Source organism: Streptomyces sp. MK7, from assembly GCF_032658145.1.
Lineage (GTDB): Bacteria > Actinomycetota > Actinomycetes > Streptomycetales > Streptomycetaceae > Streptomyces > Streptomyces spiralis.
Map to the genome: position 1 here is coordinate 15,547 of NZ_JAVACL010000012.1, position 15,237 is coordinate 30,783.

15 protein-coding genes are annotated in these 15,237 nt (G+C 74.2%); 6 read left to right on the forward strand and 9 right to left on the reverse strand.

What is annotated here, in order from left to right:
• Positions 1-158: 158 nt before the first annotated feature.
• From R2S09_RS15910 to hypA, 5 genes are read left to right on the forward strand one after another with little or no spacing between them, the layout of a single operon-like run.
• Positions 159-1,706 (forward strand): hypothetical protein, encoded by a 1,548-nt coding sequence (locus R2S09_RS15910; RefSeq protein WP_316741636.1) that lies wholly within the window; start codon positions 159-161, stop codon positions 1,704-1,706.
• On the forward strand, positions 1,703-3,496 hold the full coding sequence (locus R2S09_RS15915) for a nickel-dependent hydrogenase large subunit (protein ID WP_316741637.1): 1,794 nt from the start codon (positions 1,703-1,705) through the stop codon (positions 3,494-3,496). The genes R2S09_RS15910 and R2S09_RS15915 overlap by 4 nt, the downstream gene beginning before the upstream one ends.
• Positions 3,489-4,100, forward strand: a complete 612-nt coding sequence (locus R2S09_RS15920; protein WP_316741638.1) for a NifU family protein — start codon at positions 3,489-3,491, stop codon at positions 4,098-4,100. The genes R2S09_RS15915 and R2S09_RS15920 overlap by 8 nt, the downstream gene beginning before the upstream one ends.
• Positions 4,097-4,711 carry a DUF5947 family protein gene (locus tag R2S09_RS15925; RefSeq protein WP_306191165.1) on the forward strand — a complete coding sequence of 205 codons (615 nt, stop codon included), beginning with the start codon at positions 4,097-4,099 and terminating at the stop codon, positions 4,709-4,711. The genes R2S09_RS15920 and R2S09_RS15925 overlap by 4 nt, the downstream gene beginning before the upstream one ends.
• Positions 4,712-4,727: 16 nt before the next feature.
• A complete protein-coding gene (gene hypA, locus R2S09_RS15930) occupies positions 4,728-5,081 on the forward strand; it encodes a hydrogenase maturation nickel metallochaperone HypA (RefSeq protein ID WP_316741640.1) in 354 nt (117 codons plus the stop codon).
• Between the two features lie 114 nt (positions 5,082-5,195).
• Here hypA and hypE read toward each other — a convergent pair whose 3' ends face one another.
• The 8 genes from hypE to R2S09_RS15970 all read right to left on the reverse strand — a co-directional run bounded on the left by hypE (position 5,196) and on the right by R2S09_RS15970 (position 13,812).
• A complete protein-coding gene (hypE, locus tag R2S09_RS15935; protein ID WP_316741641.1) occupies positions 5,196-6,281 on the reverse strand; it encodes a hydrogenase expression/formation protein HypE in 1,086 nt (361 codons plus the stop codon).
• Entirely contained in the window at positions 6,274-7,416 is a 1,143-nt protein-coding gene (hypD, locus tag R2S09_RS15940) for a hydrogenase formation protein HypD (RefSeq protein WP_316741643.1), read from the reverse strand. The genes hypE and hypD overlap by 8 nt, the downstream gene beginning before the upstream one ends.
• Complete coding sequence (locus R2S09_RS15945) at positions 7,413-7,754, reverse strand: HypC/HybG/HupF family hydrogenase formation chaperone (protein WP_306191169.1); 342 nt, start codon at positions 7,752-7,754, stop codon at positions 7,413-7,415. The genes hypD and R2S09_RS15945 overlap by 4 nt, the downstream gene beginning before the upstream one ends.
• A 3-nt stretch (positions 7,755-7,757) precedes the next feature.
• Positions 7,758-10,148: a carbamoyltransferase HypF gene (hypF, locus tag R2S09_RS15950; RefSeq protein WP_316741644.1), complete on the reverse strand. Its 2,391-nt coding sequence runs from the start codon at positions 10,146-10,148 to the stop codon at positions 7,758-7,760.
• Positions 10,145-10,960 carry a hydrogenase nickel incorporation protein HypB gene (hypB, locus tag R2S09_RS15955; RefSeq protein WP_306191171.1) on the reverse strand — a complete coding sequence of 272 codons (816 nt, stop codon included), beginning with the start codon at positions 10,958-10,960 and terminating at the stop codon, positions 10,145-10,147. Before hypB ends, hypF begins: the two co-directional genes overlap by 4 nt.
• Positions 10,961-11,060: 100 nt before the next feature.
• Complete coding sequence (locus tag R2S09_RS15960; RefSeq protein ID WP_316741645.1) at positions 11,061-11,669, reverse strand: hydrogenase maturation protease; 609 nt, start codon at positions 11,667-11,669, stop codon at positions 11,061-11,063.
• Positions 11,666-13,378: an enoyl-CoA hydratase-related protein gene (locus tag R2S09_RS15965; protein ID WP_316741646.1), complete on the reverse strand. Its 1,713-nt coding sequence runs from the start codon at positions 13,376-13,378 to the stop codon at positions 11,666-11,668. The genes R2S09_RS15960 and R2S09_RS15965 overlap by 4 nt, the downstream gene beginning before the upstream one ends.
• A gap of 65 nt (positions 13,379-13,443) precedes the next feature.
• Positions 13,444-13,812, reverse strand: a complete 369-nt coding sequence (locus R2S09_RS15970) for a low affinity iron permease family protein (RefSeq protein ID WP_316741647.1) — start codon at positions 13,810-13,812, stop codon at positions 13,444-13,446.
• 70 nt (positions 13,813-13,882) lie between these two features.
• Between R2S09_RS15970 and R2S09_RS15975 the strand changes: the two genes are divergently transcribed.
• Entirely contained in the window at positions 13,883-14,269 is a 387-nt protein-coding gene (locus R2S09_RS15975; protein ID WP_306191175.1) for a transglycosylase family protein, read from the forward strand.
• An 18-nt stretch (positions 14,270-14,287) separates the two neighbouring features.
• Here R2S09_RS15975 and R2S09_RS15980 read toward each other — a convergent pair whose 3' ends face one another.
• The gene (locus tag R2S09_RS15980) at positions 14,288-15,169 is read right to left on the reverse strand and encodes a diacylglycerol kinase family protein (protein WP_316741649.1); all 882 of its coding nucleotides are present in this window, start codon (positions 15,167-15,169) and stop codon (positions 14,288-14,290) included.
• Between the last annotated feature and the right edge of the window lie 68 nt (positions 15,170-15,237).

Below are 15,237 nucleotides of genomic sequence, written 5' to 3' on the forward strand. Positions count from 1 at the left end.
GCCGACCGGACCTGGGCCGGCGCATGGCCGCGCGTCGGGCGGCGCAGGGTGCCGTTGCGCCGGACGGGCCAACGCACCGGGTCCAGGCGGGCGGGGCCGCGTGAGCGGTGCGCCGGTGGTGGAAGACATGGCGCACACGCGAATCCGAGGGAGGCCGGATGCCCGATGCCGTGACCCAGGACGCCGTGCCGTGCGCTGCCGCCGTCGACGACGGTGCCCTGCCCGCCGACCGGGGCGGGCCTGGCTTCGAGCAGCTGAGCGCGGTGGCCGACGCGGTCCTCTACGAGGGTTACCTGCTCTACCCGTACCGTCGTTCGTCGCCCAAGAACCGGGTCCGGTGGCAGTTCGGCGTGCTGCTGCCCCGGAACTGGGTGGAGCGTGACGGCCCGGTCGTGGCCGGTGTGTCGGGCTCCGCCGACTCCTGGTACCAGCGGACCGAGTGCCTGCTGCGGGTGCGGCGGCCGGATGCCGCCGTGCGGGTGCGGGTGCGGTACCTGCGGATGCGGCACAAGCAGGTGGAGGCCGCGGACGCGGACGGCGGGCACCGCCCGGTCGGGTCGCTGCGGACGGACGACGGCACGGCCCATCTGACCTTCGACGAGGCGGTGCCGCGCGAGACCGACCTCACCATCGCCGTGGACGACCTGCTCCGGCGGGACCTCACCGTCCCGGTGGGCGCGGCGGCCGGCACCGAGACCCGGCCGCTGCCCTCGGGCGCCGGGCGGGTGGTGCGGCGGTGCGAGGAGCTCCGGGCGAACACCGCCCTCACGGCCGAACGGCTCGCGCCCGGCCTGCTCCGCCTCCGGGTGCGCACGGAGAACACCGGGCGGGCCCCGGACCCGGGTGCGGTCCGTGCCGAGGCGCTGCGCCACGCGCTCATCGCGACGCACTGCCTGATCGGCGGCGCGGGCGTGGAGTTCGTGTCGCTGATCGATCCGCCCCCGGATCTGGCGGAGCACGCGGCCGCGTGCCGCAACGAGTTCACGTTCCCGGTCCTCGGCGGACCGGCGCCCGCCGGCGGCGACGGCGCCGGGGGCACCGGTCCCGTCGTGCTCTCCTCGCCGATCATCCTTCCCGACCGTCCGCGGGTGGCGCCGGAGAGCCCGGGCGATCTCCACGACGCCGCGGAGATCGACGAGATCCTGACGCTGCGCACGATGCTCCTGACCGACGAGGAGAAGGCCGAGGCCCGGGCGACCGATCCGCGGGCCGCCGCGATCCTCGACCGGGTGGACACCATGCCCCCGGAGGTGTTCGCCCGGCTGCACGGCGCGATCCGGTCCCTGGCCCCGGCACGGCAGGAGCCGTCCGGCCCGGCGCGTCCCGCCTGGTGGCAGGAGGGCGGCGACGACGGCCTGTCACCCGCCACGGACACGGTGCTGGTCGGCGGCGTGCGCGTGGGCGGCGGCAGCCGGGTCCGGCTCCGTCCGCACGGCCGGGGCGCCGACGCCCAGGACATGTTCCTGGCCGGGCGCACCGCGCGGGTCGCGGCCGTACGCCACGACGTGGACGGCGGTGTGCACCTCGCCGTCACGGTGGACGACGACCCCGCGTCCGAGCTGCACACCTGGTACGGCCGCTTCCACTACTTCCGTCCCGACGAGCTGGAGCCGCTGCCCGACCAGCGGACCCGCACACCCCGACCGGACCACACACCCACACCACCCCCATCGGACACCGACAGCGAGGGGCAGCAACCCAGATGACCACCACCGAGGCCCGTTCCACGGCACGCAAACCCGCGCAGATCGTGGACATGTCCTGGGACCCGATCACCCGGATCATCGGCAACCTGGGCATCTACACGAAGATCGACTTCGCGAACCAGGAGGTCGTGGAGTGCCGCTCCACGTCCTCCCTCTTCCGCGGCTACTCCGTCTTCATGAGGGGCAAGGACCCTCGTGACGCCGGGTTCATCACGTCCCGGATCTGCGGCATCTGCGGCGACAACCACACCACCTGCTCCAACTACGCCCAGCAGATGGCCTACGGGGTCAAGCCCCCGCCCCTGGCCGAGCACATCACCAACCTCGGCGAAGCCGCCGAATACATGTTCGACCACACGATCTTCCAGGACAACCTGGTCTTCGTCGACTTCTGCGAAGCCATGGTGAAGGCCACCAACCCGACCGTCCTGGCGCGGGCGGAACGCACCGAGGCGCCACGCGGCGGCATCCACGGCTACCGGACCATCGCCGACATCATGCGCGCCTTCAACCCCTTCGAGGGCGAGGTGTACAAGCAGGCGCTGAAGGTCTCCCGGGTGACGCGGGAGATGTTCTGCCTGATGGAGGGCCGCCATGTGCACCCCTCCACGCTGTATCCGGGCGGGGTGGGCACCATGCCCCAGCCCACTCTCTTCACCGACTACCTCTCCCGCCTGCTGAGGGTGCTGGACTTCGTCAAGCAGGCGGTGGCGATGAACGACGACGTCTTCGACTTCTTCTACGAGGCCCTGCCCGGCTACGAGGAGGTCGGCCGCCGCCGGATCCTGCTGGGCTGCTGGGGCGCCTTCCAGAACCCCGACTCCTGCGACTACCGCTACGAGCGCATGAACGACTGGGGCCGGGACATGTTCGTCACCCCCGGCATCGTCGTGGACGGCGAACTGGTCACCAACAACCTGGTCGACATCAACCTCGGCCTGCGGATCCTGCTGGGCTCCTCCTACTACGAGGACTGGGTGAACGAGGAGCCGTTCGTCACCCACGACCCGCTCGGCAACCCGGTCGACGTCCGCCACCCCTGGAACCAGACCACCCTGCCCGCACCGCAGAAGCGCGACTTCGACGGCAACTACAGCTGGGTGATGAGCCCCCGCTGGTACGACCCGCGCACCAGCGACCACCTGGCCCTGGACACCGGCGGCGGACCGCTGGCCCGTCTGTGGACCACCGCGCTGAGCGGCCTGGTCGACACGCCCTACGTCAAGGCCACCGGGCACAGCGTCCGCATCACCCTGCCCAAGAGCGAGAAACTCCCCGAGACCACCCTGGAGTGGCACATCCCCAAGTGGTCCAACACCATCGAACGCGACCGGGCACGCCCCTACTTCGTCGCCTACGCCGCCGCCATGGCCGTCCAGTTCCTGGAACGCGCCATGGAGCTCGTCCGCGGCGGCGACACCAAGGTCTTCGAGAACTTCGAGGTCCCCGACGAGGCGATCGGCTGCGGCTTCCACGAGGCCGTCCGCGGCGTTCTCTCCCACCACCTCGTCATCAGGGACAAGAAGATCGCGAACTACCACCCGTACCCGCCCACCCCGTGGAACGCCAGCCCCCGTGACACCTACGGCACCCCCGGCCCGTACGAGGACGCCGTCCAGGGGCAGCCGGTCTTCGAGGAGAACGGGCCGGACGACTTCAAGGGCGTCGACATCATGCGCACCGTCCGCAGTTTCGACCCGTGCCTGCCCTGCGGCGTCCACATGTACATCGGCAACGGCAGAACCATCACCACCAGCCACACCCCCACCTACGGAGCCGGCCATGGCTGACGCCGGCCACGCCTCCCCCTCCGGCCGCCTCCGGGACCCGGACGTGGAGGCCCGGCTCGCCCGGATCGACGAGCTGCTCGCCGGACTCGACTGCGCGCCCGGCCCCACGGTGCGCCTGGCGGTGGAGGCGGTACGGCTGCTGACCGAGGTCTACGGCGAGGCGCTGGCCCGGGTGCTGGAGCGCGCGGACGACGCCCTGGCGCGGCAGCTGGCCGAGGACGAGTTGCTGGGGCATCTGCTGGTGCTGCACGGGATCCATCCGGAGACCGCCGAGCGCCGGGCCGCCCGCGCGGTCGAGCGGCTGCGGCCCGCCGTGCGTCAACGCGGCGGCGACGTGGAGTGGGCCGGTGTGGACGGATCGGTGGCCCGGGTGCGCCTGAGCACCGGCGGCGGCTGCGGTTCCGGGTGCGGCGGCGGGTCGGGGGACGTCGGCGGGGCGGTGCGTGAGGCGGTGCGTCAGGCGGTGCTCGCCGCCGCTCCGGAGCTGACCGCGGTGGAGTCCGTCGCGGATGCCACCGACCGGCGCGCGGCACCGGCGTTCGTGCCACTGGACGCCCTGCTGCGACGGCCCACGGGCGCGGCCCCGGCAGGGGAGGTGCGGTGAGTTCGGAGGGGGCGCTGGCCCGTCTGATCCGCTCCTCGGCCTCGGCCCCTGCCGGCCGGCCGGCCGGGGCCGGGGCCGAGGTCGAGTCCTGCGAGCTGTGCGCCGCGCCGGTGCCCGAGGAGCACGCCCATCTCTACGACACCGCGCAGGCGGAGCTCTGCTGCGCCTGCGGACCCTGTTCGGTGCTGTTCGCCGGGGACGGTGCGGGCGGCGGGCGCTTCCGGCTCGTGCCACGGCGCCGGATCCGGCTGCGCGCGGTCGACACACAGACGCTCGGGGTGCCGGTCGGTCTGGTGTTCTTCGTGCCGCACGCCGACGGCACGGTGACCGCCCAGGGGCCGAGCCCGGCGGGGGCCATGCGGTGGGAGGTGGACGCGGCGGCCTGGCGGCGGGCCGCCGAGCGGTGTCCCGAACTGGCCGCCATGGAACCGGAGGTGGAGGCGCTGCTGGTGAACACCGTCCGCGGCCTCGACCACCACTGGATCGTCCCCGTCGACGACTGCTTCCGGATGGTCGCCGTCGTGCGCCGGGAGTGGCGGGGGCTGTCGGGCGGCGGCCGGGTGTGGCCGGCCGTGGAGGAGTTCTTCACCGGACTCACCGAACGGCGATGAGCAACGGGGAGTGACCGTGCACGAGTTGTCGATCGCGACCGCGATCGTGGAGCGGGCCGAGGAGTGGGCGCGGGCCGACGGGACGAGTGCCGTCTCGTCGGTGACCGTGCGGGTCGGTGAGCTCTCCGGCGTGGTGCCCGACGCGCTGGACTTCGCCTTCGAGGTGGCCCGGGAGGGCACCGCCCTGGCCGGGGCCCGGCTGGTCGTCGAGCAGGTGACGGCACGGGCGTACTGCGATCCGTGCGCGGCGGAGTTCGCGGTGGGCATGCCGCCGTTCTTCTGGTGTCCGCGCTGCGACCGGCCGTCGCACGACCTGCGCGGCGGACGGGAGCTGGAGATCACCGCCGTCGAACCGGCGCCCGCACACTGACCGCCGCCGCACTCCGGCGGCCCCGGAAGGACGCGACCCCGCCGGTGCCCGACACACCGGCGGGGTCGCCTCCTCCCGGGGCCGCGGCTGTCCCGGGTCAGCGGCTGTCCCGCGTCAGCAGATGCGCGGCAGTTGCTCCCCGAGCGGCAGGTCGACCACCCGGGTGCCGCCCAGGCCGGTGGAGACGACGACCATGCCGGGGTGTTCGGCGACGCACTCGCCGATGAGCGCGGCGCCGCCGCCCTGCGGGTGGACGCGCATCGCCTCCAGGACCGCCTCGGCCTCCGCCGCCGGCACGAAGGCCACCAGCCGCCCCTCGTTGGCGACGTACAGCGGGTCGAGACCGAGGAATCCGCAGGCGTTCGCGACCGGCTCCGGTACCGGAATCGCGCGCTCCTGGAGCCGGACGCCGGTGCCGGAGGCGCGGGCGATCTCATTGAGGGAGGCGGCGAGCCCGCCCCGGGTGGGGTCGCGCAGCACATGGACGTCCGGGGTGACGGCCAGCATGGCCGCCACCAGGTCGGCCAGGGGCGCGGTGTCGCTGGCGATCTCGACGCCGAACTCCAGGCCTTCCCGCACGCTCATGACGGCCACGCCGTGCAGCCCGATCGGACCGCTCACGATCACGGCGTCCCCGGGGCGGGCCCGCTGCGGGCGGATGTCCACTCCCTCGGGGACGAGCCCGACCCCGGCGGTCGTGACGTACACACCGTCGCCGTGGCCCGCCTCCACCACCTTGGTGTCGCCGGTGGCCACCGTGACGCCGGCCGCCTCCGCCGCCGCGCCCATGGCGCGTGCGACGCGGTCGACGACGGCCAGCTCCACGCCCTCCTCCAGGACGAAGGCCGCCGAGAGGTAGGCGGGGCGTGCGCCGCTCATGGCCAGGTCGTTGACGGTGCCGTTGACCGCGAGGTCGCCGAGGCTGCCGCCGGGGAAGAACAGCGGCCGCACGACGTAGGAGTCGGTGGAGAACGCCAGCCGGGCGCCGCCGAGGTGGAGGACGGCAGAGTCGCCCATGCCGGCCAGGACGGGGTTGCCGTAGGCCGGGGCGAACACGTCGTGGATCAGTTCGGCGGACAGGGCGCCGCCTCCGCCATGGCCCATGACCACGACCGGCTGGTCGCGCAAGGGGGCGGGGCAGGTCCAGTTCGCGGGGTCGACGGGGGCGGTCTCGGTCGCCTCGGGAGCCAGTTCAGCCAACGGGGTTCATCTCCTCCTGCGGGATACGGGAGCCCGGTGCCGGAGCGCCGTTCATCCGGCGGTACAGGTAGTAGGCCGCGCAGGCGCCCTCGCTGGAGACCATGGTGGCGCCGAGCGGGGTGCGCGGGGTGCAGGCGGCGCCGAACGCGGCGCACTCGGTGGGCTTGATCAGCCCCTGGAGGACCTCGCCGGCCCGGCACACGGCGGGTTCCTCCGTGCGGATCCCGGTGACGTCGAAGCGGTGTTCGGCGTCGTAGGCGCGGTAGGCGTCCGACAGCCGCCAGCCGCTGGCCGGGATGCGGCCGATGCCGCGCCAGTTGCGGTCGGCGACCTCGAAGACCTCCTGGAGCATGCGCAGCGCGGCCGGGTTGCCGTCCTCGCGCACCGCGCGCGGGTAGGCGTTCTCGACCCGGTGCTCGCCGCGCTCCAGCTGGTGGACGGCGCGGCGGACGCCTTCGAGGATGTCCAGCGGTTCGAAGCCGGTGACCACGATCGGGACGCGGTGCCGCGCGGCCAGCTCCGGGTACTCGGCGGTGCCCATGACGCTGCACACGTGCCCGGCGGCCAGGAAGCCCTGCACCCGGCAGGCGGGCGCGGTCATGATGGCCTCGACGGCCGGCGGGACCCGGACGTGGGAGACCAGGAGGCTGAAGTTGTCCAGGCCCAGGCGGCGGGCCTGGTGCACGGCCATGGCGTTGGCGGGCGCCGTCGTCTCGAAGCCGATGGCGAAGAACACCACCTGCTTCTCGGGGTGCTCCCGGGCGAGCCGGAGCGCGTCGAGCGGCGAGTACACCACCCGTACGTCACCGCCCTCGCCCTTGACGCGGAACAGGTCGCGGTCGGTGCCCGGCACCCGCAGCATGTCGCCGAACGAGCAGAAGATCACCTCCGGGCGCGCGGCGATCTCCAGGGCCTTGTCGATGACCTCCAGCGGGGTGACGCACACCGGGCAGCCCGGGCCATGGATCAACTCCAGCTTCTCCGGCAGCAGCTGGTCGATGCCGTGCCGGATGATGGAGTGGGTCTGGCCCCCGCAGACCTCCATCAGCGCCCACGGCCGGGTGACCGTCGCGTGGATCTCGTCCAGCAGCCGCCGGGCCAGCTGGGGGTCGTTGAACTCGTCGATGTACTTCATCGGGCCTCACTCCCGCCGTGTTCGCGCGCGACGGCCGCGGGGACGTGCGAGGCCTCGCTCCGGCGCCCGGCCTGGTCGGCCGCCTGCTGCCAGGCGTCGCCGAACTCCTCCTCCAGCAGCCCCAGTTGCTGGAACAGCTCCAGGGACGCCCGGGCCGACTCCTCGTCCAGCCGTTGCAGGGCGAACCCGACATGGACGATCACGTACTCCCCCACCCGCAGATCGGGCAGGTACTCCAGGCACGCCTGTTTGCGCACCCCGCCGAAGTCGACGACGCCGGTGAGCGGGTCGGCGCGGTGGTCGATGGACACGACCTTGCCGGGCACTGCCAAACACATGGGTCACTCCGTCTCGTCGTTGTCCGGGGTCTCGTCGCTGTCCGGTGTCCGTCGCCGCGCGTGGGCCGCGACCACGAGCTGCCCGAGGGCCAGTCCGCCGTCGTTCGGCGGGACCTCGCCATGGCGCAGTACGGCGAAGCCCTCCGCGCCCAGCAGGGCGGCGCACTCCTCCTCCAGCAGGCCGTTGGCGAAGACGCCGCCGCTGAGGACGACCGTGCTCAGGCCCGTGGCCCCGCGGGCGCGGCGGCAGATCTCCGCGACCGCCCGTGCCACGCCCCGGTGGAAGCGTGCCGCGAGCACGGGTGCGGGGGTGCCGCCGCGCCGGTCGGCGAGGAGCGCACGCAGCATGGGCGCGGGGTCGCAGCGCACCGGGCCGGGTCCGGTGGCCAGGTCGAAGGGGTACGCCGCCCGGTCCGCCTCCCGGGCCTCGGTGGCGGCCGCCTCCAGTTCGAGCGCGGCCTGTGCCTCGTAGTGCGCGCGGTGGCAGATGCCGGCCAGCGACGACACGGCGTCGAAGAGCCGGCCCATGCTGGAGGTCGGCACGCAGGCCAGGCCCCGCTCCAACTGCCGCCGCAGCACGGCCCGTTCCTCCGGTGTGCAGGCGGTGACGCTGGGCACGCCGGGGGCCCACGGCAGGCCCGCCGCCCACAGCCGGGCCAGCGCCAGGCGGCACGGGTTGGCCACCCCGGCGTCGCCGCCGGGCAGCGGGGCGGGGGCCAGATGGGCGAAGCGGCGGTGGCCCGTGTAGTCGGCGATGAGGAACTCGCCGCCCCAGACGGTGCCGTCGTCACCGTACCCGGTCCCGTCGAAGGCGACGCCGATCACCGGTGTGGTGCCGTCGAGGCCGTGTTCGGCCATCGCCGAGGCGATGTGCGCGTGGTGGTGCTGGACCAGCACCGGCTCCGGGTGGGCGACTCGGGCGGCCCGCCGACGTGCCCGGCGGACGGAGTGGTAGCCGGGGTGCCGGTCGGCGGCGACCAGTTCGGGGCTCACCCCCGTGAGGGTCAGCAGGTGCCGCTCGGCCCGCCGGGCGGCCTCCAGGCCGGCCAGGTCGCCCATGTCGCCGATGTGCGGGCCGAACCAGGCCTGGTCCCCCTCGCCGACGCAGAGCGCGTTCTTCAGGTCGCCGCCCATCGCGAGCGCGGGACGCACCGGGAACGGCAGGCGCAGCGGGCGGGGCACATAGCCGCGGGAGCGGCGCAGCACCTGCTCGGTGCCGTCGGGGCGCACCCGGATCAGTGAGTCGTCGCACGGACAGGCGATGGGCCGGTCGTGGGCGAGCCAGGCGTCGGCCAGCCCGGCCAGCCGGGTCAGCGCCTCGTCGTCGTCGGTGACGATGGGCTCTCCGGAGCGGTTGCCGCTGGTCATCACCAGCATCCGGGGGCCGGGCGGGTCGCCGGGCAGCCCGAACAGCAGGGTGTGCAGGGGGGTGTAGGGCAGTATCACGCCGATGTGCGGGCTGCCGGGACACACCTCGTCGGCGGGCCGGGGGCCGGCGCCCGGGGTGCGGCGGCGCAGCAGGACGATGGGCCGTCGGGGGCCGGTGAGCACGGCCCGTTCGCGTTCGCCCAGGACGGCGATGCGTTCCGCGGTGGCCAGGTCCGCGCACATCACCGCGAAGGCCTTGCCGCCCCTGTCCTTGCGGGCGCGCAGGGTGGCGACGGCGCGGGGGTCGGTGGCGTCGCAGGCCAGGTGGTAGCCGCCGATGCCCTTCACGGCGACGATCCGCCCGGCGGCGAGCAGCGACCGGGCCGCCGCCAGTGCCTCGGCGTCCCGGGCCGGGCGCGCGCCGCTGCCCTCGGCGGGCACGAGACGCAGCCGGGGTCCGCAGTCGGGGCAGGCGACGGGCTGGGCGTGGAAGCGCCGGTCGGCGGGGTCCGCGTACTCGCGCACGCAGGCGTGGCACAGCGGGAAGGCGCCCATGGTCGTGGCCGGGCGGTCGTACGGCATCGCGGTGGCGATGGTGAACCGGGGGCCGCAGTGGGTGCAGGTGATGAACGGGTGCCGGTGGCGGCGGTCGGCCGGATCGGCCAGTTCCCGCAGGCAGTCGGCGCAGGTCGCGGTGTCGGGCGGGAGGTGGGTGCGGCCCGTGGACTGCTCGGTGGGGCGGATGGTGAAGGGGTCTGTGGCGCCGATGGCGGGGAGCTCTTCGAGTCCGATGCCGGTCACGGCGGCCAGGGGAGGTGGCTGCTGGGCGAGCCGGTCGCAGAACCGGGCCACATCGTCCGGGGGACCCTCGACCTCGATCAGCACCCCGCTCGCGGTGTTGCTCACGAAACCGGCGAGCGCCAGCTCGGCCGCGAGCCGGTGCGCATACGGCCGGAAGCCCACGCCCTGCACCGTGCCGCGCACGGTGAGCCGGCGGCGTACCGGGGCGGTGGCGGGGGCGGTCACGAGGCGGGGGTGGTGGCCGGGCGGGACTGCGCGCGGGTGTCGTCGGCGTGCTCGTCGAGGGCTGTGTGCACGGGGCCCGGACGATGGCCGTGGCCGTGACGGGCGCTGTGGGGGCGCGGGGCGAGGGGCGGGTGGTGCGGCGGGGTGCCGTCGAGGGCGGCGAGCGCCCGGTCCAGTACGGTGTCGACGCCGTCGCCGGTGCGGGCGCAGGACCGTACGATCTCCACCCCGGGGTTGACCCGGTGGACGTTGGCCCGGAAGGCGTCCTCGTCGAAGCCGGCCGCCTCGGCCAGGTCCGTCTTGGTGACCACGACCAGGTGCGCGGAGCCGAAGGCGGTGGGGTACTTCAGCGGCTTGTCCTCGCCCTCGGTCACGGCCATCAGCACGATGCGCAGGCTCTCGCCGAGGTCGTAGGAGGCCGGGCAGACGAGGTTGCCGACGTTCTCCACGAACAGCACCCGGGTGGCCGTGGGCAGCCGGCCCGCCAGCCGGGCGCGCACCTGGCGGGCCTCGAGATGGCACAGCCCGTCGGTGAGCACCTGCTGCACCGGCGCGCCCGAACGGGCGAGCCGGCGCGCGTCGTTCTCGGTGGCCAGGTCCGCGGTGAGCGCGGCCACCGGGACGCCCCGCTCGACCGCCCGGGCCAGCACCCGGCCGAGGAGTTCGGTCTTGCCGCTGCCGGGGCTGGACAGCAGGTTGACGAGAGCGGTCCCCTGCCGGGCCAGGTCGCTTCTCAGCGCCTCGGCCAGGTCGTCGTTCCTGGCGAGGACCGCCTGCTTGACGTCCTGCGTGACGTCGGCGGACCGGCACATGTCGCTTCTCCTCGCGGTCGGTTCGGTTCCTCGTGGACGGTTCGGGCCTCGCGGTCGGTTCGGAAGGGACTGCTCGTGGCGGGCGGGACCGTCCGGCCCCTCACCGATCTTGTGCGGTCTGGGCGGCCGGAAGCGGCAGCGCAGCCGTGTGCGGCGGTGCGGATTCGTCCGGGCGGCCCAAGGACGGGGTGGCCGCGGGGTCGGCGAGCAGGACCGGGACGATGGTGTGCAGCGCCCGGACGGCCCGGTCGACGGCGGCGCCGACCGGGCCGCTGAGCCCAGGCATGATGTCCTCGTCGCCACGCGGGAGGACGTCGGGCTCGCAGGCCAGGACGAGGACCCGCGGCAGCGGTCCGTCGCCGAGGTGGGCGGCCAGCGCCAGCACCTTGGCGGGGTCCATGCCGTGGGCCTCGGGCGGGGCCGCTGGCGCGGTGGAGGCTTCGGGCGGGTCCGGCTCGATCAGGGACAGGGTGCCGGGCCGGTGGCCGCGCGGGGCGGCGTCGACCAGGACGGCGGTGTCGTATCCGTCGAGCAGTTCGTAGGCGAGGTCCAGGCCGCGGATGCCGAAGTCCCGCACCCGCGCGGCGGCCGGCAGCGGCCGGGACGCGAGCGCCCGCACCACGTGGGGGCCGAAGGCGTCGTCCGCGAGGAAGATGTTGCCGACGCCCGCGACGAGCATCCGGGGGCGGGACCCGGGCGGGGCCGTCATCGCGCGTGCCCTCCGGCCGGGTGGAGCACGGGCGGGGCCAAGGGGTCGGCGGGGCCGCTCGGCGTCTTGCGGACGAACGCCGAACGCAGTGCGTGGTAGGGCGCGGCGGGGTCGAAGAAGATGTCGCGCATACGGGCGAGTTCGGCGCGCCGGTGGTCCGCGAGCGGCCGTACGGCCTCGTCGCGTGCGCGGGCCTCCTCCTTGGCCTCGATCCGCCGGGCGAGGTCGGGGGCGGCGGCGAGCTCGGCCGCCATGCGGGCGGTCTCGTCGGCGAACTCCGCCGCGGGGACGGGCAGCAGACGGTCCACCAGGCCGAGGCCGTGCGCGGTGGCGGCGCTCACGGGCAGCGCCTCGGCGGTGAGCCGTTCGGCGGTCCGCGCGCCGACGCGGCGGGGCAGGCTGTAGGTCCAGTACTCGGAGCCGTACAGGCCCATGCGGCGGTAGTGGGGGTTGAGCACGGCGCCGCCGCGGCACCACACCTCGTCGGCGGCGAGCGCGAGCATGACGCCGCCGGCGGCGGCGTTGCCGCCGAGCGCGGCGACCACCAGCCGGTCGGTGGTGCGCAGGACCGCCTCGACGAGGTCGTTCATGGCGCCCAGGTTGGCCCAGGACTCGGCGGCCGGGTCGGAGGCCGCCTCGATGACGTTCAGGTGGATGCCGTTGGAGAAGAAGTCGCGGGCGCCGCCGAGGACCAGCACGGGTGTGGGGCGGGCGAGCGCGTGCCGGTAGGCGGCGAGCAGCCTGCGGCACTGGTCGGTGCTCATGGCTCCGCCGGGGAAGGAGAAGGCGAGGAAGCCGACGTCGCCGTCGCGGCGGTAGCGGATGTCGGTCCAGGTACGCCGCTCGGGGGGTAGTTCGAGCGGGACGGTGGCCTCCGGGAGCGAGCAGGGACCGAGGACCGAGGCGGCCGGGCGCTTGAAGGGCGCGGGGTCACCGGAGTTCTTGCGCGGCCTGAGTTCGGGGATCCACACGGCGCCGTCCCGGGTGGCCCGGCACACCGCGCCGGCGCGGGTGGCGAGCGGTTCGCCCGGGCGTCCGCGCAGCCGGTCCTCGGGGTGCCCGCCGTGCAGGAACACCTCCCGGCCGTGCAGTTCGTCGAGCACGCCGGGCCGGGAGTCCGCCGCACGCAGTCTGCGCAGCACGGTGGCGGTGCTGTCGTTGTCCCAGTCGATCCGGCGCTGCGGCTGACGCATGACGTCGCGCCACATCACCCGGACCGAAGGGTCGTTCTGCGACAGCGGTTTGAACGAGCCCTCCTCGTAGCGCCGTACGGCCAGCAGTACGGCGGCCGCCGCCGCGTCGGCGGCCTCGTTGCGGTAGAGGTCGCTCTTGCCCACGTCGGGCGTCTCGAACGGCATCGACGCCCAGATGTCACCGGCGTCCATGGCCGCCTCGGCCTGAAGGACCGTCACGCCCCAGCGCGCCGCCTGGTCGGTGATCGCCCAGTCCAGGGAGGACGGCCCGCGGTCCCCGGGTGGCCCCGGGTGCACGACGAGGCAGGTGTGCCGCTGCCACACGTCCTCGGGCAGCGCCGTGCGCAGCATCGGGGCGATGATCAGCTCCGGGTGCGTCCGCGCGACCGCGGTGCGGACGGCGTCGGCGCCGTGCGAGGCGAGGACGGCGTCCACCCGGTGCCCGCGGTCCGACAGTTCGGCGTACACACGCTGGGCCAGGCTGTTGAACGCGCTTACGACCAGCAGAATGTCCATGACGCGGCATGGTGTCCGTTTCGCCGGGCACCGGGAAGGACCGTTGCGGCGTTTCGCCCGCCCGGTCAGGTCTCTTCCTCCATCCGGATCGAATTCCTCAGATCCTCGAAGGCCGGGCTGTGGTCGTCCTTGTTCATCTCCAGCAGGGCACGGGCGAGTGCGTCGAGCTTGCGCTGGATGGCGTGCTCCGCGCGCATCTCGGCGTTCTTCAGCAGGGCGAGCAGCAGCAGCGTCACCGCGGTCATGGACTCGCCCGCCAGTAGCAGCAACTCCAGGTCCATATGGGCCGCGTGGGCGGTGACGAAGAAGCCGACGAGGAGCAGACAGATCAGGAAGAAGACCGGTGAGCTGGTGAAGTTGGAGGCGTACTCCGCGAACTGGTCGAACGGGCCGCGCCGGGGGCCGCCGCGGTGCACTGGACTCTTGAACGTCATGAACGGGAGCCTTTCCCCATGCGGCGCGCCGTCTCGCTACTTTCGGTTCATATGATGTAACAGTCTGCACATGAACTGGCAGCAGAACATCGACAGGGCCTCCGTCCGTCATGACGGGGCATCAGGTCAGTATCCTCGTCGCCGCGGACTGCGCGGGGCGCTGCTGGTCGCTGCGACCACCGCGGCGCTGGCCGGGGGACCCACCGCGACCGCGCTCCCGTCCCGGGGCCTCGGCCCGGACTGGGACGCCATCGCCGCCTGCGAGTCCAGCGGCAACTGGCGGGCGAACACCGGCAACGGGTACTACGGCGGGCTTCAGTTCGCCCAGTCCAGCTGGGTCGCGGCCGGCGGACGGAGGTACGCCCCCCGGGCGGACCTGGCCACGCGCCGGGAGCAGATCAAGGTGGCCCGGCGGCTGGCCCGCGTCCAGGGGATGTCGGCCTGGGCCTGCTCCTGAGCGTGCCCGGCCCGCCGGTCAGCACAGTACGGAGAGTGCGCCGGGCAGCACCCGGGCGGTGACGGGCAGCACCGCGTCGACCTCGCCGTCGGCGCCGTAGGGCACGGGCCGGTCGGCCTCGATCCGGATCTCCCGGCCGCGCAGGATCCGCACCTCGGGCCGTGCGACATGGGTGCCCGACTTCAACTCGTTCATCAGGGCGAAGAAGAGCCGCCGTGGTGCGGCGCGGATCAGCACCACGTCGAGCAGGCCGTCGTCCACCCGGGCGCCGGGGGCGATCATCCGGCCGGAGCCGTAGTACGCCGAGTTGGCGGCCACCACGGTGTAGCCGCGGTGGCCGTGCTCCTCGCCGTCGACGGTGACGCGGTAGGTCGCCGCGCGCCAGGTGGCGACCGCCCGCAGTCCCCCGGCGTAGTACGAGGCGGCGCCCCGCAGCAGCCGGGCGTGGTTGGCGTGCCGGTTGGCGAGCGCGTCGACGCCCGCGTACACGCTGCCGAGGACGACGGTGCGGGGGTGAACGGCCGACTCCACCTCGATGGTGTCGACAGGGCGCGGCTCGTGGTGCAGCAGCACCCGGGCCAGTGCGGACGGGTCGGCGGGCAGGTCGAGCGCGCGGGCGAAGTCGTTGCCGCGGCCGGCCGGGACAAAACCGAGGAGCGTGCCGGTGCCGCTGAGGGCGCCGCCGATGCCGCCGGCGATGCCGTCGCCGCCGACGGCCAGGACGACCCGTCCGCGTTCGCCGGCGTGCCGGGCGAGGTCCTGCGCGTGGGCGAGGCTGCGGCTGTACTCGGTCTCCAGTCCGGCGCCCGCCTCCCGGAGCAGCCTGGCCACCCTCAGCAGCGCGGCGGCGCCCGCGGATCCGCCGGCGGTGGGGTTGACGATGGCGGTGAACTGTCGCATCGGTGGGGCCTCCGGGCGGAGAGAGGGCGGTCGGGCGGGTCGGGAGGACGGCGAGAGGGCGGGTGGTG